Source organism: Polaribacter sp. Asnod6-C07 (genome assembly GCF_045063625.1).
Classification (GTDB): Bacteria; Bacteroidota; Bacteroidia; order Flavobacteriales; family Flavobacteriaceae; genus Polaribacter; species Polaribacter vadi_A.
In genome coordinates, this window is record NZ_JBEFOF010000005.1 from 1856558 (window position 1) to 1877389 (window position 20832).

General features: G+C 29.1%; 18 protein-coding genes and 2 pseudogenes. 11 read left to right on the top strand and 9 right to left on the bottom strand.

From position 1 onward, the window contains the following. Positions 1-57 precede the first annotated feature (57 nt). The 4 genes from ACJJVK_RS07865 to ACJJVK_RS07880 all read left to right on the top strand — a co-directional run bounded on the left by ACJJVK_RS07865 (position 58) and on the right by ACJJVK_RS07880 (position 2228). Positions 58-561, top strand: coding sequence for a GbsR/MarR family transcriptional regulator (locus ACJJVK_RS07865; RefSeq protein WP_405564921.1), 504 nt, complete (start codon positions 58-60; stop codon positions 559-561). Positions 562-986: 425 nt separating this feature from the next. Further along, positions 987-1328 carry a hypothetical protein gene (locus ACJJVK_RS07870; protein ID WP_405564922.1) on the top strand — a complete coding sequence of 114 codons (342 nt, stop codon included), beginning with the start codon at positions 987-989 and terminating at the stop codon, positions 1326-1328. Between the two features lie 4 nt (positions 1329-1332). Further along, a complete protein-coding gene (locus ACJJVK_RS07875) occupies positions 1333-1824 on the top strand; it encodes a hypothetical protein (RefSeq protein ID WP_405564924.1) in 492 nt (163 codons plus the stop codon). A gap of 23 nt (positions 1825-1847) precedes the next feature. After that, positions 1848-2228 carry a hypothetical protein gene (locus tag ACJJVK_RS07880; RefSeq protein ID WP_405564926.1) on the top strand — a complete coding sequence of 127 codons (381 nt, stop codon included), beginning with the start codon at positions 1848-1850 and terminating at the stop codon, positions 2226-2228. Between the two features lie 113 nt (positions 2229-2341). On the opposite strand, the gene ACJJVK_RS07885 is transcribed toward ACJJVK_RS07880, so the two are convergent. Beyond that, positions 2342-5872, bottom strand: a complete 3531-nt coding sequence (locus ACJJVK_RS07885; RefSeq protein WP_405564928.1) for a methylmalonyl-CoA mutase family protein — start codon at positions 5870-5872, stop codon at positions 2342-2344. Between the two features lie 151 nt (positions 5873-6023). Here ACJJVK_RS07885 and ACJJVK_RS07890 point away from each other — a divergent pair, with 151 nt between their 5' ends. Beyond that, positions 6024-6569 (top strand): DUF4136 domain-containing protein, encoded by a 546-nt coding sequence (locus ACJJVK_RS07890; RefSeq protein ID WP_405564930.1) that lies wholly within the window; start codon positions 6024-6026, stop codon positions 6567-6569. 72 nt (positions 6570-6641) lie between these two features. Here ACJJVK_RS07890 and ACJJVK_RS07895 read toward each other — a convergent pair whose 3' ends face one another. Beyond that, the gene (locus ACJJVK_RS07895) at positions 6642-7655 is read right to left on the bottom strand and encodes a glutamine synthetase beta-grasp domain-containing protein (protein WP_405564931.1); all 1014 of its coding nucleotides are present in this window, start codon (positions 7653-7655) and stop codon (positions 6642-6644) included. 167 nt (positions 7656-7822) lie between these two features. Between ACJJVK_RS07895 and ACJJVK_RS07900 the strand changes: the two genes are divergently transcribed. Both ACJJVK_RS07900 and ACJJVK_RS07905 read left to right on the top strand, forming a co-directional pair. Beyond that, positions 7823-10006, top strand: a complete 2184-nt coding sequence (locus ACJJVK_RS07900; RefSeq protein ID WP_405564933.1) for a glutamine synthetase III — start codon at positions 7823-7825, stop codon at positions 10004-10006. A 307-nt stretch (positions 10007-10313) separates the two neighbouring features. Then, positions 10314-11495 carry an AIR synthase related protein gene (locus tag ACJJVK_RS07905; RefSeq protein WP_405564936.1) on the top strand — a complete coding sequence of 394 codons (1182 nt, stop codon included), beginning with the start codon at positions 10314-10316 and terminating at the stop codon, positions 11493-11495. Positions 11496-11571: 76 nt separating this feature from the next. Here ACJJVK_RS07905 and ACJJVK_RS07910 read toward each other — a convergent pair. Continuing rightward, positions 11572-11681 (bottom strand): annotated as a pseudogene (locus ACJJVK_RS07910) (glyoxalase); the annotation flags it as partial. On the opposite strand from ACJJVK_RS07910, the pseudogene ACJJVK_RS07915 reads away from it, so the two are divergent. Next, a pseudogene (locus ACJJVK_RS07915) lies at positions 11672-11782 on the top strand (winged helix-turn-helix transcriptional regulator); the annotation flags it as partial. The pseudogenes ACJJVK_RS07910 and ACJJVK_RS07915 overlap by 10 nt on opposite strands. Before the next feature lie 77 nt (positions 11783-11859). After that, positions 11860-13167 carry an ATP-binding protein gene (locus tag ACJJVK_RS07920; protein ID WP_405564938.1) on the top strand — a complete coding sequence of 436 codons (1308 nt, stop codon included), beginning with the start codon at positions 11860-11862 and terminating at the stop codon, positions 13165-13167. A 14-nt stretch (positions 13168-13181) separates the two neighbouring features. On the opposite strand, the gene ACJJVK_RS07925 is transcribed toward ACJJVK_RS07920, so the two are convergent. The 3 genes from ACJJVK_RS07925 to ACJJVK_RS07935 form a co-directional block, all read right to left on the bottom strand. Then, positions 13182-13601, bottom strand: coding sequence for a response regulator (locus ACJJVK_RS07925; protein WP_405564941.1), 420 nt, complete (start codon positions 13599-13601; stop codon positions 13182-13184). Positions 13602-13608: 7 nt separating this feature from the next. After that, positions 13609-15186 carry an ATP-binding protein gene (locus ACJJVK_RS07930; protein WP_405564943.1) on the bottom strand — a complete coding sequence of 526 codons (1578 nt, stop codon included), beginning with the start codon at positions 15184-15186 and terminating at the stop codon, positions 13609-13611. Positions 15187-15380: 194 nt separating this feature from the next. Then, complete coding sequence (locus ACJJVK_RS07935) at positions 15381-15815, bottom strand: DUF6265 family protein (RefSeq protein ID WP_405564946.1); 435 nt, start codon at positions 15813-15815, stop codon at positions 15381-15383. 70 nt (positions 15816-15885) lie between these two features. On the opposite strand from ACJJVK_RS07935, the gene prfA reads away from it, so the two are divergent. Both prfA and ACJJVK_RS07945 read left to right on the top strand, forming a co-directional pair. Continuing rightward, positions 15886-16962, top strand: coding sequence for a peptide chain release factor 1 (gene prfA / locus ACJJVK_RS07940; protein ID WP_405564949.1), 1077 nt, complete (start codon positions 15886-15888; stop codon positions 16960-16962). A gap of 140 nt (positions 16963-17102) precedes the next feature. Continuing rightward, positions 17103-17252 carry a hypothetical protein gene (locus ACJJVK_RS07945; protein WP_405564951.1) on the top strand — a complete coding sequence of 50 codons (150 nt, stop codon included), beginning with the start codon at positions 17103-17105 and terminating at the stop codon, positions 17250-17252. A 135-nt stretch (positions 17253-17387) separates the two neighbouring features. On the opposite strand, the gene ACJJVK_RS07950 is transcribed toward ACJJVK_RS07945, so the two are convergent. The 3 genes from ACJJVK_RS07950 to rpe form a co-directional block, all read right to left on the bottom strand. After that, positions 17388-18668 (bottom strand): FAD-dependent oxidoreductase, encoded by a 1281-nt coding sequence (locus tag ACJJVK_RS07950; protein WP_405564954.1) that lies wholly within the window; start codon positions 18666-18668, stop codon positions 17388-17390. Then, positions 18649-20016, bottom strand: coding sequence for an exonuclease domain-containing protein (locus tag ACJJVK_RS07955; protein WP_405564956.1), 1368 nt, complete (start codon positions 20014-20016; stop codon positions 18649-18651). Before ACJJVK_RS07955 ends, ACJJVK_RS07950 begins: the two co-directional genes overlap by 20 nt. A 152-nt stretch (positions 20017-20168) precedes the next feature. Continuing rightward, positions 20169-20825 (bottom strand): ribulose-phosphate 3-epimerase, encoded by a 657-nt coding sequence (gene rpe, locus ACJJVK_RS07960; protein WP_405564959.1) that lies wholly within the window; start codon positions 20823-20825, stop codon positions 20169-20171. Between the last annotated feature and the right edge of the window lie 7 nt (positions 20826-20832).

A 20832-nucleotide genomic window follows, 5' to 3' on the forward strand; every position in this document is an offset into this window, starting at 1 on the left:
AATTATTTTATTTTCAATAATTATTGAAAGTTTAGAAATAAGTTGTATATTTGATGTATGGAATTAGAAGATGCAAAATTAAAATATATTCATACTTGGGGAAGTTTAGCTACTTCTTGGGGAGTTAATAAAACAATGGCTCAAGTACATGCGTTATTATTAGTTTCTACAAAGCCTTTGTCTGCAGAAGATATTATGGAAACTTTACAGATTTCTAGAGGTAATGTAAATATGAATGTTAGAGCTTTAATTGATTGGGGAATTGTACAAAAAGAATTGGTAATTGGTGAACGAAAAGAATTTTTTATTGCCACCAAAGATATTTGGGAATTGTTTAAACAAATCACCAAAGAACGTAAAAGAAGAGAAGTAGAGCCTGTTTTAAAAGTTTTAGCTGATTTGCAAGAAATCGAAGACGATTCTGAAGAAGCTCTAGAATTTAAAAAGGTTTTAAACGATTTATCTAAAGTAACCACAACTGTAAATAATATTTTAGACAAAACGATTAAAGCTGATGAACACTGGCTTTTATCAAACTTTACCAAAATTGTAAAAAAGTAAAAAAATTTGATTATAAACTTTCAATAATTTCTGAAAGTTTTAAAAATAAATTATATTATGAAAATAAATATCTCAATAATGATTTGGATTAATAGGGTTTTAATGGTTCCTTTTTTAATCTCTCTTTTAATTTCAATTCTAGATTCAAGCTACCTATTCTATTCATTATATATTGCTTTTGCATTAGGTTGCTTTCAGGTTTTTTCGTCATTAATAACATTGTTTTACCGTAAGAAATTAAATAATTTTAAGCTTATACTTATATATTTATTATCTGTTGTATTATATTTTTTTGGTGTTTTTTTATTCTTTGAGTTAGAAAAGCACATTCCAATTAAAAATGTAGTTATTATAATCTTTTGGATTTCTCCAATTCCTTTATCAGTATTTTGGACATATATTCTGGAATCCATAAAAAAAGAAATATGAGCCAATTCACTTACATATTCTATATTTTAATATCTAGTTTAATTGTAATTTTTGTTGGAGATTTCTGCTACAGAAATGGCAAAATATACATTTTAAGTTATTTTCCTAATGATATAAATTTTGGAAATGGAATCAATAAACTATTAAGAATTGCTTACTATTTATTAAACCTAGGTTTGGCTATTTGGAGTTTACATTCAATGTCTGAAATTGAAACCACAAAAGAAATGATTTTAGAAATTTCAGCAAGATTAAGTTACATTTTACTCATTATAGCAAGTTTGCATTTTATCAACATATACTCAGTGTATTTAATTCATAAACATTATAAAAAGTAACAAAATGAAAATTAATTTACAAGAAAACTGGAAAAGAATAAGAGTGCACTTTAGTAAATCGATTGGACAAAATATGCATATTTCTATTGCATCTGTAAATAAAGATAATCAACCTACAATTACTCCAATAGGATCTTTGTTTTTGAATGATAATCAAACAGGTTTTTATTTTGAAAAGTTTGCTGCGAAACTAAATATAAATTCAAAAGTAAATAAAAAGATTTGTGTTTTGGCAGTGAATAGTAGTAAATGGTTTTGGTTTAAATCTCTTTTTAAAATGAATTTCTCTGAATATCCTGCTGTAAAATTATATGGTGAATTAGGGAAGAAAAGACCAGCTACAAAAAATGAATATAATGCTTTCCAAAAAAGAATTAAGCAAACAAAAATGTTAAAAGGCAGTAGATATTTATGGAAGGATATGAATGTAGTTAGGGAAATTAAATTTACAAAAGGAGAGAAAATTAACTTAGGAAAAATGACTAAAGAACTTTAAAATTAATATTAAATTCAATAATTATGAGCACTTCATTAGAATTAATCGCGTACATCATTTATTTACCAATAGCAATAGGTTTAACAACAATGGTATCAGAGCATTTGTTTAAAAATAGTAAGATTTTTATGTTAGATATTTTTGGTCAGAAAATAGAAATTGCAATGGCAACTAATAAATTATTTAAAATAGGTTTTTATCTATTAAATATCGGGTTTGCATTGAGAATAATAAAAATTTCTAGTTTAATAGATTATAAAGATTTAGTTGAAACTTTAAGTGGTAAAATAGGTGGATTCTCTATTTACTTAGGTATAGTTATGATTGCTTTTATACTTTTCTTTTTAAAAGGTAGAAAAGCAAGCAAAGAGAATAATATGAAGATGAAAAAAGAAATGGTTTAGTTTTAAACCCCTTCAGGTTTTTAAAACCTGAAGGGGTTAATTTGTAAATTTCTTTTTACAAAGACTTTAAAAGTTTAGTGATTTTTAAAATAAATATTTAAAGGTATTACCTTTTACATATTCCTTCTATATTGCCCACCAACTTTAAACAAAGCATCAGTAATTTGTCCTAAAGAACAAACTTTAGTAGCTTCCATTAATTTATCAAACAAATTTTCGTTCTGAATGGCAGCTTCTTGTAAAATTCTTAATTGATGCTCAACTTCTGTTTTATGAATCGCATTAAGATTCTCTTTCGTTTTAATTTGATATTGCTTTTCTGTTTCAGTAGCACGAATCACTTCAGCAGGTAAAACTGTAGGCGAACCTTTAGAACTTAAAAACGTGTTTACGCCAATAATAGGAAAATCTCCATTGTGTTTTAAAGTTTCGTAATACAAACTTTCTTCCTGAATTTTAGAACGCTGATACATCGTTTCCATAGCACCTAAAACACCACCTCTTTCTGTAATTCTATCAAACTCTTCTAAAACTGCAGCTTCCACTAAATCTGTTAATTCTTCTATAATAAAAGCCCCTTGAATTGGGTTTTCGTTTTTCGCTAAACCAAGTTCTTTATTAATGATTAATTGAATAGCCATAGCTCTTCTTACAGATTCTTCAGTCGGAGTTGTAATGGCTTCATCATAAGCATTTGTGTGTAGAGAATTACAATTGTCATAAATGGCATACAAGGCTTGCAAGGTTGTTCTAATATCATTAAAATCGATTTCTTGCGCGTGTAAAGAACGTCCAGAAGTCTGAATATGATACTTTAGCATTTGCGCTCTTGGATTGGCTCCGTATTTATTTTTCATCGCTTTTGCCCAAATTTTACGAGCAACTCTACCAATTACAGCATATTCAGGATCAATTCCGTTAGAAAAGAAAAACGATAAATTCGGGCCAAATTTATTGATGTCCATTCCACGACTTAAATAGTACTCCACATAAGTAAATCCGTTAGACAAAGTTAATGCCAATTGCGTAATCGGATTTGCACCAGCTTCTGCAATATGATATCCAGAAATAGAAACCGAATAAAAATTACGGACTTGTTTTTCGATGAAATATTCTTGAACATCGCCCATTAATCGCAAAGCGAATTCCGTAGAAAAAATACAGGTATTTTGTGCCTGATCTTCTTTTAAAATATCAGCTTGTACAGTTCCTCTAACTTGTGCTAAAGTGTCTTTTTTTATCTGTTGATAAACTTCTGATGGCAGAACCAAATCGCCAGTTAAACCTAAAAGAAGTAAACCTAAACCATTATTTCCTTCTGGTAATTCTCCTTGATATTTTGGTCTTTCTAAACCATTATCATCATAAATTGAGACAAATTTTGCTTCAACTTCTTTTTCTAGTTGATGTTCCTTAATGTATTTTTCACAATTCTGATCAATTGCAGCATTCATAAAAAAACCTAACAACATTGGTGCTGGGCCATTAATAGTCATAGAAACAGAAGTCATATGATGTGTTAAATCAAAACCAGAATACAGTTTTTTAGCATCATCTAAACAACAAATAGATACACCAGCATTTCCTATTTTACCATAAATATCGGGTCTTACATCAGGGTCATTTCCATACAAAGTAACAGAATCAAAAGCTGTTGAAAGCCTTTTAGCATCCATTCCTAAACTTACATAATGAAAACGTCTGTTGGTTCTTTCTGGGCCACCTTCGCCTGCAAACATTCTTGTAGGGTCTTCTCCTGTTCTTTTAAAAGGATATAAACCTGCTGTATATGGGAATTCTCCTGGTACATTTTCTTGTAAATTCCAGCGTAATAAATCTCCCCAAGCTTGGTACTTAGGCAAACTAACCTTTGGTATTTTTGAGTGTGACAGCGACTCGCTGTGTGTTTCTATTTTTATTTCTTTATCACGAACTTTAAACGTATAAATAGGATTTTTATACTTGTTTACCTTTTCTTGCCAGTTTAAAATGATTTCCCAATTATGGGGATTTAAATTCATTTTAACTTTTTCGAATTGTGAGATTAGTAATTTAACAAATTGCTGATCGTCATCCTGAACTTGTTTCAGGGTCAAGTCATTATCAAGTCCAGTTTTACTTAAAAGAGATTTCTCCATTTCAGTCGAAATGACAACTGTTAAAGATAAAATTGTTTGATAAATTCCATATAATTTTTGAGCAACCTTTACTTGCTCATCAACTTTTTTGTCATAATCTCTATTATCATCAGCAATTTCTGATAAATAACGAACTCTTTTTGGCGGAATTACAAATATTTTTTCAGACATTGCTGAGGTAATTTCCATAGTTGATTTTAAATCAGCTCCAGTTTTTTCGACTAATTTATCCATAATACTTTTGTACAAAGTATTCATTCCAGGGTCATTAAATTGCGATGCAATTGTACCATAAACTGGTAAATCCTCTTGATTGATATGCCACAAATTATTGTTGCGCATATATTGCTTTTTTACATCTCTCACTGCATCTAAAGCACCTCTTTTATCAAATTTATTGATGGCAACTAAATCTGCAAAATCTAGCATATCAATTTTTTCTAATTGTGTTGCAGCTCCAAACTCAGGAGTCATTACATATAATGAAGTGTCAGAATGTTCAATGATTTCTGTATCAGATTGTCCAATTCCTGAAGTTTCTAAAATAATTAAATCAAATTCAGCACTTTTTAAAACTTCAATAGCTTCATTTACATGTTTAGATAATGCTAAATTAGATTGACGAGTGGCCAAAGAACGCATATAAACACGAGAATTGTTAATTGCGTTCATTCTAATTCTATCCCCTAAAAGAGCACCACCAGTTTTTCTTTTTGATGGATCAACAGAAATAATACCAATTGTTTTTTTAGGAAAATCAATTAAGAATCTGCGTACTAATTCGTCTACCAAAGAAGATTTTCCTGCACCACCAGTTCCTGTAATTCCTAAAACAGGAGAAGAAGCCCCTTTTAATTTCCCCAAAGAAGAAAAAACCTGTTCGAAATCTATATGGTTATTTTCTGCGAGAGATATTATTCTAGCAATAGTGTTGACATCTTTATTTTTTAGATTTTCTAAAATTTTTTCACTTCCTAATTCTAGCAACCAACTACCATCTTCATTACAAACTTTCCCCTCATTTTTTGAGTCAGATTGTAGTTCCTTCCCTTTGGGAAGGTTAGGATGGGCTTGTTCGCTTTTTTGTACCAAATCATTAATCATACCTTGTAAACCAAGAGCTCTTCCATCATCAGGAGAATAAATTCTTGTAATTCCATAATCCATTAAATCCTTAATTTCTTCAGGAAGAATTACTCCACCTCCACCACCAAAAATTTTGATGTGACCAGCACCCTTTTCTTGCAATAAATCGTACATATATTTAAAATACTCATTATGACCTCCTTGATAAGAAGTCATTGCAATAGCGTTCACGTCTTCTTGAATAGCACAATTAACTACTTCTTCTACTGATCTATCATGCCCTAAATGAATAACTTCAACTCCTGTAGATTGAATAATTCTACGCATAATGTTTATAGCAGCATCATGACCATCAAAAAGAGAAGCAGCAGTTACAATACGTACTTTATGTTTAGGTTTATAAGGAATTGTTTGTTTCATTCGTAATAAATGTTTAATTTTTGTCTTGCAATTTAAGGAATTTTCAAAATAAAGTTTAATTTTATGAATATTTAATTAAATTATTGCATTTTGTTGCTGTTTATCATTAGTTTGGCACATTTTTTGATAAATTATTGTTAAATTTAATCTTATGAAAACTGTAAAATTATTATCATTATTTCTATTAGTTGGGTTGTATTCTTGTAATACTGTAAAGGTGGTTACAGATTATGATACAAAGGTAGATTTTAATCAATATAAAACTTTTGCATTTTATAAAACAGGAATTGATAAAGCTGAAATTTCTAGTTTAGATAAAAAAAGAGTTTTAAGAGCAATTGAATCTGAATTGTTAGCACAAGGGTTTACAAAATCTGAAAATCCGGATATGTTAGTGAGTATTTTTACAAAATCGAGACGTAAGGTAAACGTCAATCTGAATAATACTTTTGGTTACGGTTTTGGTTGGGGATGGAATCCTTACAGGTGGAATGGTATGAACAACAATCTAAATATAAATGAATATACAGAAGGTACGTTGTTTATCGATTTTATTGATAAACAAAAGAAAGAATTAGTTTGGCAAGGTATTGGAACTGGTGCTCTAAAACTAGATAATGTAGAGAAAAAAGAAGAACGAATTAAGTTATTTGTAAAAGAAATTATTTCAAGATTTCCTCCAGAGAAAAATAAATAGTTCAAAAGAAGTTATAATAAAAAACGCTAACAAATAAATGTTAGCGTTTTTTTTGATTTATACTTAAGATTATTATTTAATCGGTTTAACCGTTTTAATAATTCTAGCAGCAATTTTGTATGGGTCTCCGTTTGAAGATGGACGACGATCTTCTAACCAACCATGGTATCCTTTTTCTACAGCGATAATTGGAATACGGATAGATGCTCCTCTATCTGAAACTCCCCAAGAGAAATCACTAATAGATGCAGTTTCGTGTAAACCAGTTAAACGTTGTTCATTGTGCTCACCATAAACTTCAATATGTTCTTTTGTTACAGGACGAAAAGCTTCACAGATTTCTGCATATTTTTCTGCAGAACCACACTCTCTTAAAATAGAGTTAGAGAAGTTTGCGTGCATTCCAGAACCATTCCAGTCTCCTTTAATCGGTTTTGGGTGGTATTCAATGTACCATCCATACTTTTCTGTTAAACGATCTAGTAGGTATCTAGCAATCCAAATTTCATCACCTGCTTTTTTAGCACCTTTTGCAAACAATTGAAATTCCCATTGTCCAGAAGCAACTTCTTGATTAATACCTTCAAAGTTTAATCCAGCATCAATACATAAATCAGCATGCTCTTCTACGAAATCTCTACCAAAAGTATTTTTACCACCTACAGAACAGTAGTACATTCCTTGAGGTCCTGGGTAACCACCTACAGGGAAACCTAAAGGTAATTGTGTTTTAGAATCCATAATAAAGTATTCTTGCTCAAAACCAAACCAAAAATCATTATCATCATCTTCAATAGTAGCACGACCATTAGATTCGTGTGGAGTTCCATCAGCACTTAAAACCTCAGTCATTACTAAGTATCCATTAATACGAGCAGGATCTGGATAAATTGCAACAGGCTTTAAAATACAGTCAGACGCTCCTCCAGAAGCTTGCTTTGTAGATGATCCATCAAAAGACCAATTACCTAATTCTTCAACTGTTCCTTTAAAGTCTTCATGTTCTTCAACTTTGGTTTTACTTCTCATGTTCTGAGTTGGATAGTATCCATCTAACCAAATGTATTCTAATTTAATTTTTGCCATAATTATTTATTGTGTGTGATGTTAATGTTACAAAAATGGCTTTTTTTGTATTGATATCAAAAAAAAAGGGGGGTAAAAATTGAAAATGAATAAAAAATAATTTTATCCCTATTTTTTATGGGGTATATTTGTTTAAAAAATAAAAATTACCCTTTAAAAATCATATTATGTCAACAATTAGATTTTCTGCGTTGCAAGAAATATTGAATAGAAGTGCTAAAAAAGTGCAAGAAAATGAAAAAAGATCGGTTTTGTTTGGCAAAAATGTATTTAATAAACACGCAATGCAACAGTATCTTACAAGAGCTGCATACGAAAGTGTTATGAATGCGATTGAAAAAGGAACAAGAATTGACCGAAAAATAGCAGATCAAGTTGCTGTGAGTATGAAAGATTGGGCTATCTCTAAAGGTGCTACACATTATACTCATTGGTTTCAACCTTTAACAGGTGCAACAGCAGAAAAACACGATGCTTTTTTCGAATCTATAAACGGAAGTTTAGCTATAGAAAAGTTTGATGGTGAACAATTGGTGCAGCAAGAACCAGATGCTTCTAGTTTTCCTAATGGTGGAATTCGAAATACTTTCGAAGCTAGAGGTTACACAGCTTGGGATCCTACATCACCAGCATTTATTTACGAAACAACTTTGTGCATACCTACTATTTTTGTGTCTTACACAGGTGAAGCTTTAGACAATAAAACACCTTTATTAAGAGCTTTACAAGCTATAGATATACACGCAACTGCTGTTTGCAAATATTTTGATAAAAATGCAACCAAAGTAAATGCAACTTTGGGGTGGGAACAAGAGTATTTTTTAATAGATGATGCACTTGCATATTCTAGACAAGATATTTTAATGACTGGTAGAACTTTACTAGGTCATATACCAGCAAAAGGTCAGCAATTAGATGATCATTATTTTGGTAGTATACCTGCAAGAGCTATGAGTTTTATGCAAGATTTAGAGCAAGAATGTATGTTGTTGGGTATTCCTGTAAAAACAAGACATAATGAAGTTGCACCAAATCAATTTGAATTGGCACCCATTTTTGAAGAAGCAAATTTAGCAGTAGATCATAACTCTCTATTAATGGATGTGATGCATAAAGTATCTAGACGACATCACTTTAAAGTGCTTTTTCACGAAAAACCATTTGTAGGTATAAATGGTTCTGGTAAACATAATAATTGGTCTTTATCAACTTCATATGGTACAAATCTGTTAAGTCCTGGTAAAACACCAATGAAAAATTTACAATTCTTAACTTTTTTTGTAAATACAATAAAAGCAGTTTACGAAAATGAAGAATTATTAAGAGCTTCTATAGCCTCTGCAAGTAATGACCATAGGTTAGGAGCCAATGAAGCACCACCCGCAATTATATCTGTTTTTATTGGTAGTCAGTTGTCTAGAGTTTTAGACGAGCTAGAAAATGTAACAATAGGTAAATTATCTCCACAAGAAAAAACAGATTTAAAACTAAATATTATTGGTAAAATACCAGTAATTTTATTAGACAATACAGATAGAAATAGAACATCGGCTTTTGCTTTTACAGGTAATAAATTCGAGTTTAGAGCAGTAGGTTCATCAGCCAATTGTGCAATACCAATGACGGTTTTAAACACTATTGTTGCAAAACAATTAAAAGAATTTAAAATTGAGGTAGATAACCTTATAGAAAACAAGAATTTAAAAAAGGACGAAGCTGTATTTAATGTATTAAGAGAATACATTAAAGCTTCAAAAAATATTCGTTTTGAAGGCGATGGTTATGGAGATGCTTGGGAAAAAGAAGCAAAAAAACGAAAACTAAGTAATAATAAAACTACGCCAGAAGCATTACAAGTTAAAGTTTCTAAAAAAACAATTGCTTTATTTGAAGAAATGAATGTAATGAACAATGTAGAGTTAGAAGCAAGATATGAGATTGAATTAGAAGAATACACGAAACGTTTGCAAATAGAGAGCAGGGTTTTAGGAGATATAGCAAGAAATCATATTGTACCAACAGCTATTAATTATCAAAATACGTTATTAGAAAATACCAAAAATTTAAAAGAAATTTTTGGAGATGAATTTAAGAAGATTGCTAAAGAACAAATCGAATTGATAATGATTATCTCTAATCATATTACAGAAATAAATGCTTTAACCAATAAAATGATTGATGAACGCAGAAAAGCAAATAAACTACAAGGATTAAAATCTGCTCAAGCCTATTGTAATAAAGTAAAACCATTTTTCGATGATATTAGATACCATTGTGACAAGTTAGAAACTATGGTAGATGATAACTTATGGCCACTAACAAAATACAGAGAATTATTATTTACAAGATAATATACTTTTAAAAACTAAACTTTTAGAAATATGGGCGTTTTAACGGGCTTTCATTACTCGCTTTTTTTGCTGAAAAAGCAAAAAAGAGCTCAAACAAACCATTCAATCCCTAACGCAAATTACGAACTCAAAAAGACAGTTCTTTAAATGAATTCTTAGAAATAAGAAACCTCACAGAATTAAAAACTGTGAGGTTTGTTAATAATTTGTAATGTGTTTTAATGTTTTCGGGTACTTAAAACTTTTAGAGACAAACTCATATTATTTTCAATCAAAAACCTAAATTTGCAATTCACAACACAACAATATGAGTCAAGAAGTTTCTAAAAGATACGCACAAAGAGGTGTTTCTGCATCAAAAGAAGATGTGCACAATGCAATTAAGAATATAGACAAAGGTTTGTTTCCGAAAGCATTTTGTAAAATAGTACCAGATTATTTAACAAATGATGAAGATTATTGTTTAATAATGCACGCAGATGGAGCAGGCACAAAATCTTCTTTAGCTTATATGTATTGGAAAGAAACAGGAGTTATTTCTGTTTGGAAAGGCATTGCACAAGATGCTTTAATAATGAATATAGACGATTTATTATGTGTTGGTGCAACAAATAATATCATGTTATCATCAACCATTGGTCGTAATAAAAGTAAAATTCCTGGCGAAGTTTTATCAGCAATTATTAACGGAACAGAAGAGTTAATTGAAGATCTTAAAGGTTTTGGAGTAACAATCCATTCAACTGGAGGAGAAACTGCAGATGTTGGAGATTTAGTGCGTACAATTATTGTAGATTCTACAGTAACTGCAAGAATGAAACGTTCTGATGTAATTGATAACGCCAACATAAAAGCTGGTGATGTAATTGTTGGTTTAGAATCTTTTGGACAAGCAACTTACGAAACCGAATATAATGGAGGAATGGGTTCTAATGGCTTAACTTCTGCAAGACACGATGTTTTTCATAAATATTTAGCAGATAAATATCCAGAAAGTTTTGATGCTGCAGTTCCTGAAGATTTAGTGTATTCAGGGAATACAAAGTTAACAGATGAAGTTGAGAATTCTCCTATTGATGCAGGTAAATTAGTTTTATCGCCAACAAGAACGTATGCGCCAATTATCAAAGAAATTTTAAATAATTTTTCTTCGGATAAAGTGCATGGAATGATTCATTGTTCTGGAGGTGCACAAACCAAAATATTACATTTTGTTGATGAGTTACACATTGTAAAAGACAATATGTTTCCAATTCCGCCATTATTTAAATTAATACAAGAACAATCTAAAACAGATTGGAAAGAAATGTATCAAGTTTTTAATTGCGGACATAGGATGGAAATTTATGTTACTCCAGAAATTGCAGAAGACATTATTTCTATTTCTAAATCTTTTAATGTTGATGCTAAAATTGTAGGTAGAGTAGAAGTATCAGAAACAAAAAAGTTAACTATTAAAAGCGAGTTTGGTGAATTCATTTACGAATAATCCCAAATTTTAAAATATTTAAAAACCTCTAAATTGATAAGATTTAGAGGTTTTTTATTATAGAAATAATTCCTAATTAATTCTTTTGATAAGCGCCAGAAGAATACGTTAACTCATAACTGTGAGTATAGATTTCAAAAAAATTCCAAAAGGATCTTTTACATAACACATTTTAAAAGATTTATCCTGTTGTGCCTCCAAAAGTTGAATATGGTTTAACAAATAGAGGTAAATCTTTAGAGCAAATTTTAAGAAGTTTAGATAAATGGGGTTTAGAAGATTGTTAAAGTTCAATAAATAGATGAATTTTATTTTATAAAAACCGTAATTTAGGCATATCAAACTATCAGAAAAAGAAATTTATATGACTAAGAAAGAGTTAAATGAAAAAGAAAATGACGTTTCTAGAAAAGAAGAAACCAATTCTATTATTGAGCGTCAATTACGTTTTCAAGATTTATTAATTAGTATTTCAACCAAATATATCAATTCAGATTTATCGAATATAGATGAGTTGGTTGGTAAATCTTTAAAACAAATAGGAGAGTTTGTAGAAGCAGATAGAAGTTATATTTTTTCTTATGATTTTGTAAACAATACTACAAGTAATACTTATGAATGGTGTGCAAACGGAATTGAGCCAGAAATAGAAAATTTACAAAATATTCCCATAGATTATATAACACATTGGTTAGAAGCGCACAGAAAAGGAGAGGCTTTTTATATAGAAGATGTTAGCCAGTTACCAAAAGATGGAGAGTTTGGTTTACGTGCTATTTTAGAGCCACAAGGCATACAAAGTTTAATAGTAATACCAAAAATTAAAAACAATGAATTAATTGGTTTTATCGGTTTTGATTCTGTTAGAAAAATAAATAAATATGCAGAAAATGAACAGAATATACTATTTGTTTTTGCAAATATGTTAGTCAATGTAATTCAAAGAAAAGAACAAGAAGAGCTTATAAAAAAACAAGAACAAAAAAAGGAAGAACTATTACAAAACTTATCAGCGCAAAACGAAGAGTTAAGTAAATATGCTCATGCTGTTTCTCATGACTTAAAGGCTCCTTTAATAAATATTCAAACGTTAATAGATTGGTTTTTAGAAGATAATAAAGATAATGTTCCTAATGATTTTTTAGAGCTTTTAAAAGAAACATCTTTTAATGTAGAAAAAATGAACTTCTTAATTAAAGGTATTTTAGATTATTCTACCATAGATAGGTTAGATACAGATGATAGAAATATAGACTTTAATGTAATGGTTTCTGATGTTGTAAATAGTATATCAAAACCAGACTATGTAAAACTTACAATTCAGAAAGATTTACCAACCATACATGGAAATATATGGAGGTTTGAACAAATATTTATCAATTTAATAGAAAATGCAATTAAATATAGTGATAAAGAAGAAGGCCAAATTGAGGTAGGTGTAACTGATAAAAATGAATATTACGAATTTTTTGTTAAAGACAATGGTATAGGTATTAATCCAGATTATTTTGATAGAATTTTTAAAGTTTTTACCAAATTAGAGAGTGTTAGTTCTTCTTCTGGAATAGGATTATCTATTGTTAAAAAAATAATTAATTATTATAAAGGTGATATTTGGTTAGAAAGCCAAGAAGGTAAAGGAACTACATTTTACTTTACCATTTTAAAATAGCATAAACCTGTTTTTTAAGTGTTTTTTCTCAAAGAATCTGATTGATTAAAGTACTTAGCAAACATTTTCTGAAGTTTTTCTGGAGTTAATGGTTTATGTTCAAAACCATTAATAGAAATATATTTTTCTGATTTTTTTACATCTTCTGGGTTTAAAGAAGTAGTAAGCATTACTATTATGATACATTTTTCTTTAAAATCAGTCATTTTTTCATATTCTTCTAAAAATTCCCATCCATCCATGCCTGGCATGTTAATGTCTAAAAATATAATTTCTGGTAGCACCTCTGTACTTTTTAAATGATTTAAAGCTTCTTCTGCTTTATCATGAACTAGTATTTCTGTAGTTGGTTTAACTTTTGTGATAATTTTTGTATGTATAAAATTTGTAGGATGATTATCATCAATAAGCATTACTTTTTTAGGTTTTTCCATAATAAATTTATTTTTTTAAAGTAAAATGAAAGGTACTTCCTTCATTTAAAATAGAGGTTAACCAAATTTTACCATTATGTAACTCAACAATTTTTTTACAATTGGCAAGCCCTATTCCAGTACCTGTGTATTCAGTTTCTCTATGTAGTCTTTTAAATATTTTAAATATTTTTTCAGAATGTTTTTTTTCTATTCCTATACCATTATCTTGAATGTTAAACTGCCAAAAATCACCTTTATCATTAGTCGTAATAATAATATTTGGCACAGTTTCTTTTTTTCTAAACTTTATAGCATTAGATATCAAATTTTGAAACAATTGTCTAATACCACTTTCATTTGCAATTATATTTGGCAAAGTATTGTGTTTTATTTCTGTTTTAGATTCCTTGAGTTTTAAGGAAAGATCTTTTTTAATGTCTTCTAAAACAGCATTAACATTTACCTCACTAAATTTCACTTCATTTCCTAGCCTAGAATAATCCATTAGATCTCTAACTAAGCAATGCATTCTTGCAATACCTTCTGTAATAAAATTTATATAGGTTTTTGCATTTTCATCCATAGAGTCTTTATATTCATCTTTTAACAATTCACTAATACTAGTTACTGTACGTAAAGGTTCTTGTAGGTCATGAGATGCAATATAAACGAACTGTTCTAAGTCCTTATTTTTTTCAGTTAATTGGTTATTGAGTCGTAAAAGTTCTTTATTAGATTGTTGTAGTAAATTTTCTAACTTTTTTCTTTTTAGATCAGTTTTGTTTAAGTTACTAGAAATATAAGCTATGCAAATAAAAGTTATTATTACCAATAAAACTGTATGTAAAACTATACCAAAATCACTTTTCACTATAGATTCAGAAATGGCGAAAATAAGCAGATAACTAAGGCAAATTGGTATAAGGAAAATTATAGGAAATATGGATTTTAATATATTAGAACCAGCCAGATTAGTAAAAAATATAGAAAATATACCTACAGATTTATTTTTTAGACTACTAACAGCGCCAAGAATTAAAAAAAGTATAGATGTTACAGCAGACATCGTGTCTAAAAACATCGATTTATTTTCATTAGGTATATTTAAAATGTGAGTGATAAAAGATATAATTGCTATTGATATTATGAGTGCAAAAAGATGTTGAGCGCAAATTATTACTTTTTGCTTTTTAGACTTGAGTAATAATAAACCAGATGATAGAAGCATAAAGCATACTGCAGTACCTACAGACATTCTTCCAGGATAAATACTATTGTAATTATCTTTAATAACTAAATTATCAATACTTATTGGTAGCTCTACAGTATATATAAGAATTGTATAGGCACTTAATAAAAAAACGAAAAATAACAACGCTTTTTTTAATGTAGAATAAGAAAGTAAATGCTGATCTAATATTAATATTAATGAAATGATAAGAAAAAATAGGGCAGTATTAAATTTCATTCCTGCTCTATCTGCTAAATATTGTAAAATGATTTCAGAGTTAAAAAACCAGCCAATAATTACCAAAAAACTAATTAATAAACATAACAGGCTTAAGAGTAATTTAAGATTAGTTTTTAAATAACTTTTAACCATAAATGTTTTAGCTTTTTTTGTTAAAAATAACGAATATTGTAGCAAAAAACAATTATATTTTAATCATAAAGATGGTATTTAGTTAAAATTTAATACCCTTTGATCCAAAAAAAGAGAATATTTGAAAAAGATAAATTATGATGTCTGTTTTTTAAAGTGATAATATTTTGACTATTATTAAATTTATTAATGGTTTAATTAACCTTATCAAAAATAAAATCAATTCTAAAATCATCAGAAGAAACAGACGCTTTTAACTGTTTGTTGTCTAAAATGTATTTTATTCTCTTAGGGAATTCGTTCTTGGGGTTTTCGCTTACAAAAGAAGTATCAGTTTGTTCTATAAATTTAAATAAAGTTGGTTTTTCATTAACACCTTTAACCTCTAAATACAAAGTGTCTTTAATAGTAATAATACTCAAAATTTCTTGAAAAGACCTAGTTTTACCTTTCATTGTATAACCCATTCCTACTAAATTTGTGTTCCACATTTCGTAAGTTTGGCTACCAGGTTTATCATTTAAACGTTTCCATTCACCAATTAAAAAAGTAGGTTTTTGTGTTTTTTTGATATTATTGTTGCAAGAAAATATCAATAAAAATGAACATAAAATAAGTAGCTTTTTCATAAAAATAGATAGGTTTTTTCAAAGATACCCATAAAAATTGTAAATTCGCAATCCAAGAAAAGAGGACAAGATGTTAGATAAATTAAGAATTGTAAAACAACGTTATGATGAGGTTTCTGATTTAATTATTCAGCCAGAAATCATTATGGATCAAAAACGTTATGCACAATTAATGAAAGAGTATAAAGATTTAGGTGATGTTGTTAAGAAAGGTGCTGAATACAATACTCTAATGAACAATATAGAAGAAGCAAAAGAAATTATTGCTGATGGTTCTGATGCTGAAATGTCAGAAATGGCAAAAATGGAAATTGATGAAGCTAATACTCGAATTCCGCAATTAGAAGAGGAAATTAAATTCTTGTTAATACCAAAAGATCCAGAAGATTCTAAAAATGCAGTTGTAGAATTACGTGCAGGTACAGGTGGTGATGAAGCTAGTATTTTTGCAGGAGATTTATTTAGAATGTACACAAAATATTGCGAAGGTAGAGGTTGGAAAGTTTCTACTGTAGATTATTCTGAAGGTACAAATGGTGGTTTTAAAGAAATTCAATTTGAAGTAAATGGAGATGACGTTTATGGAATTTTAAAATTCGAAGCTGGTGTGCATCGTGTACAAAGAGTTCCGCAAACAGAAACACAAGGTCGTGTGCATACTTCTGCAGCAACTTGTATGGTTTTTCCAGAGGCAGAAGAATTTGATGTAGAGATTAATCCAAAAGAAGTAAGAATCGATTTTTTCTGTTCTTCTGGTCCTGGAGGTCAATCTGTAAATACTACATATTCTGCTGTTCGTTTAACGCATATTCCTACAGGTTTAGTAGCTCAATGTCAAGATCAAAAAAGTCAGCATAAAAATAAAGAGAAAGCTTTTAAGGTTTTACGTTCTCGTTTATACGATTTAGAACTGGCTAAAAAACAAGCAGAAGATGCTTTAAAACGTGGTTCTATGGTTTCTTCTGGAGACAGAAGCGCAAAAATTAGAACGTACAATTATGCCCAAGGTCGTGTTACAGATCACAGAATTGGTTTGTCTTTATACGATTTGCCTAATATTATGAATGGCGATATTCAGAAAATTATTGATGAATTAATGTTAGCAGAAAACACAGAAAAATTAAAAGAATTAGGAGACGGTATTTAACCTTCTTTTTCTTTTCAAAATATCTAAAATCTCAAAATGAATAATTTTGGGATTTTTTATTTGAGTTATTTTTTAATTGATATGAATCAATAAAGAATGTATCTTCCTTGTACTTTTGAAGTAACAAAAAAATAAAAATTATGATTGCTACAAAAATACTAGGGTTAACTGCTGCAGTGAGTAAAAGTAAAAAACTAAAAATTGCTTTATTATTAGCTGAAGTAGCATTATTTGCCTTAGCTCTTAGAAAAGATAAAGATATAGATAAAAAAATGCTTGAAAAAGAGTAAATTGCTTTAAGAGATTAAAGCTTAATGATTTATATATCTTATTTTATTACGGGGTTAATTAAGTAAAATGTAAATTATTAACTTTTATAAATATGAGCTTCAAAACATTTTAAAAATGTTTTGAGGCTTTGTTTTTTAAGAGTATTCAGAAGTTAACTCATCTGTTATAAAACCATCTTCTAAGGTTTGTATTACGCCTAAAGCAGCTCTTTCTCCAGAAATCATTGCGGCATTTAAAGAGCCATTTAAAAGTTGATCTCCAGCTAAAAAAAAAGTAGATTTTAATTTGGTTTCTGTACTCGAAATTTCGTATTGTAAATTAGATAATACTGGTAATGCTTTCTTAATTTTATAGTGTTTGATAAACTTTTTTACATCTATGCCACAAAGTATTTTTAAATCTTCGGTTACTTTTAAAATTAAATCTAAGTCATTTAATGAATGATTTTTTACAACGGTTACAGAAAGTAAATCTTTGTCATTTTTGTTTGATGAAGGGAAACTTGTATGATAAAAAATATTATTAATAAGAGCATTTTTATCAGTAATTAAACCAATTAAAGGTTTTTTTATAACTCTTTCATTAGTTTCAAAATATAAGGTATCACAACTTTTCCAAGTAGTTTCTTGGTTTTTTAAGTTGCTAACTAATGAACTAGCATCAGTAGCAATAATGGTGATATGACTTTCAATTTTGTCATCATTATCTAAGATAATTTCTTTGTCTTTTACTTCTTTTACAAGTGTATTGAACTTAAATATTGTGTTTTTTAATTTGACTTTTAACTGATTGGGAATTGCTTGAATTCCGGTTTTAGGTACAGCTGCAAATCCGTCACCAAACATTTTATAAACAAATTCAAACATTCTGCTAGAAGTCGCTAAATCTGATTCTAAGAAGATTCCGCTAAAAAAGGGCTTAAAAAAATCATTGATAATTTCTTTAGAAAAACCAAAATTTAGCAAATATTTTAAAGTTGATGTTTCATCAGTATTGAATATTTCAGGAATGGTTTTCTTTTTTAAAATTGTGTTTAATTTTAAGATTTTTGTTTTATCAGAAAAATTACCAATAGATGAAAAAAGCGTCGGAATTAACAAAGAAAAACTTCTTAAAGGATCTCCAATTATCTGCGATTTACCTTCTTTAAAAATGGCAGCACCAGGTAAAAATTTTTGTAAATCTAAAGCATCGTAATTTAAATATTTTTTTGCAGCTGGATAAGAAGTTAACAATACTTGAAATCCTAAATCTAAATGATGACCTTTAATTATTTCTGATTTTACACGGCCACCAACTGAATCTGAAGCTTCTAAAATTGTAGGATGATATCCGTTATTTTCTAAAATCTGAGCTGCAATTAAACCACTAATTCCTGCACCAATTATATTAATTTTATACGCTGATTTTTTCATTTTCTTTCTTTTTTAAATAAGAACCAATAATCCTATGAATGTCTCTATTATCTTTTTGAGGTTGAACAAAAAATAAATAGTCTTCTGGATTTGTTAATTGTTCTGATTGATGTTTATCTACATAACCAAAACCCTTATATATTCCATCTAAAATTAAGGCAAAACCAATTTCGTTATTAGTTCTTCCAGTTTCTTTAATAACTAAATTTTCTGCGCCAATTCCTATTGATTTTATTGCCTCTTTTACGCGTAAATTGTAATCTTCTACAGACTCTTTATTGCAACAAATACCTTTACATTCTTTTATTTGATAATGGAAACAAGTACTCACATTAGTTTGTAAATGACAGTATTTTGGGCACAATTCAAACTCTTTACACAAATTTTCTAGATGATTTCTAACCTCAGAAACATTGTAATATTTGGTTAACGGATTTGGTACTAATTTTAAGCGATTATAAGCCAAATGCAAAATTCCTATTTGGTCTTCGTAAGAAAATAAGCCAATTGCTTCTCCAGATTTTCTTTGGGCTCTATTGTATTTTGGGTAAATATGTTTTATTTCTGATGATTCGTACAAAAGCGCTAATAATTCACTGCCAGTTTTTACGTAAGAAATATCAGCAGTTTCTAAACACATGTTCTGCTCTTTCTTTTTTTTATCGTAAAAATGACTGATAACTCTTTGCTTTATATTATTGGCTTTACCCACATAAATAACTTCTTTGGCTAAATTTTTAAAATAATAAACGCCAAAAGTTTCAGGTAAATTATCGACTACTTTTTTATCTAAAAGCGGAGGTAAAGTAGCTTGTCTAGATCTTGGATTTAAAAAAGAATTGATGATGAATTTATCATCTCTTTCAATTAATCTTCTAAACAATTCTGTAGTGGCTTCAGCATCACCTTTTGCTCTGTGCCTACCATTAATAGGTATATTTTCATCAGTACAAATATTACCTAAACTATATGAGTTTAATCCTGGAATTATTTTTCTTGATAAACGAACTGTACAAAGTTTTTTACGTTTAAAATCGAATCCTAAACTTTTAAATTCTGCCTGAATAATATTGTAATCGAAGTTTACATTATGTGCCACAAAAATGGTGTCTTCTGTAATTTCTGCTACCTTTTTTGCTATTTCATAAAACTTAGGTGCATTTCTAACCATGGCATTTGTAATACCTGTTAAATTGGTAATAAAGGATGGTATATTTTGCTCAGGATTTACTAAGGATGTAAACTCATCTACCACAACTTTTCCATCAAAAACAAAAATAGATATTTCAGTTATTTTCTGACCTTTATATCCATTTCCTGTTGTTTCTATGTCTACTACTGTGTACAATACTTTTTTTAAATTGAGTTATTAAATGTTTTTTTACTTAATTTAAATTGTCACCAATTTATTGTTGTGTTTTACTAAAAAAGCCACGCAATCAAAAATAGAAATTAGTGAATTCGTGGCTTATATATAAAGATGCACAAAATCTGAAATGATTATGCAATAATGTTTTTTAAATCTGCAATAGTTTCTGTCGGATTTTCGGCTCCAAAAACAAAACTACCTGCCACTAAAACATTGGCTCCAGCTTCAATTAATTTATTTGCGTTTTTGTTGGTAACTCCACCATCTATTTCTATTTGACAATTAGATTCTGTAAACTCAATTAAATGTCTTAATTGGCTTACTTTTTTGTAAGTATTTTCTATAAATGATTGCCCTCCAAAACCTGGATTTACACTCATAATACAAACCAAATCTAAATTTACAATAATGTCTTCTAAAACTGCAATTGGTGTGTGCGGATTTAATGCAACTCCGGCTTTCATTCCTGCAGCTTTTATTGCTTGTATAGTTCTGTGTAAATGCGTACAAGCTTCATAATGCACTGTTAAAATATCTGCACCTAAATCTGCAAAAGTTTGTATGTATTGATCAGGATTTACAATCATTAAATGTACATCAATTGTTTTTGTAGCGTGCTTATTTATGGCTTTTAAAACTGGCATTCCAAAAGAAATGTTGGGTACAAAAACACCATCCATAATATCAATATGAAACCAATCTGCTTCACTATTGTTTACCATTTCTATGTCTCTTTGTAAGTTGGCAAAATCTGCCGCTAAAATTGAAGGTGCAATTAAATTACTCATTATTATT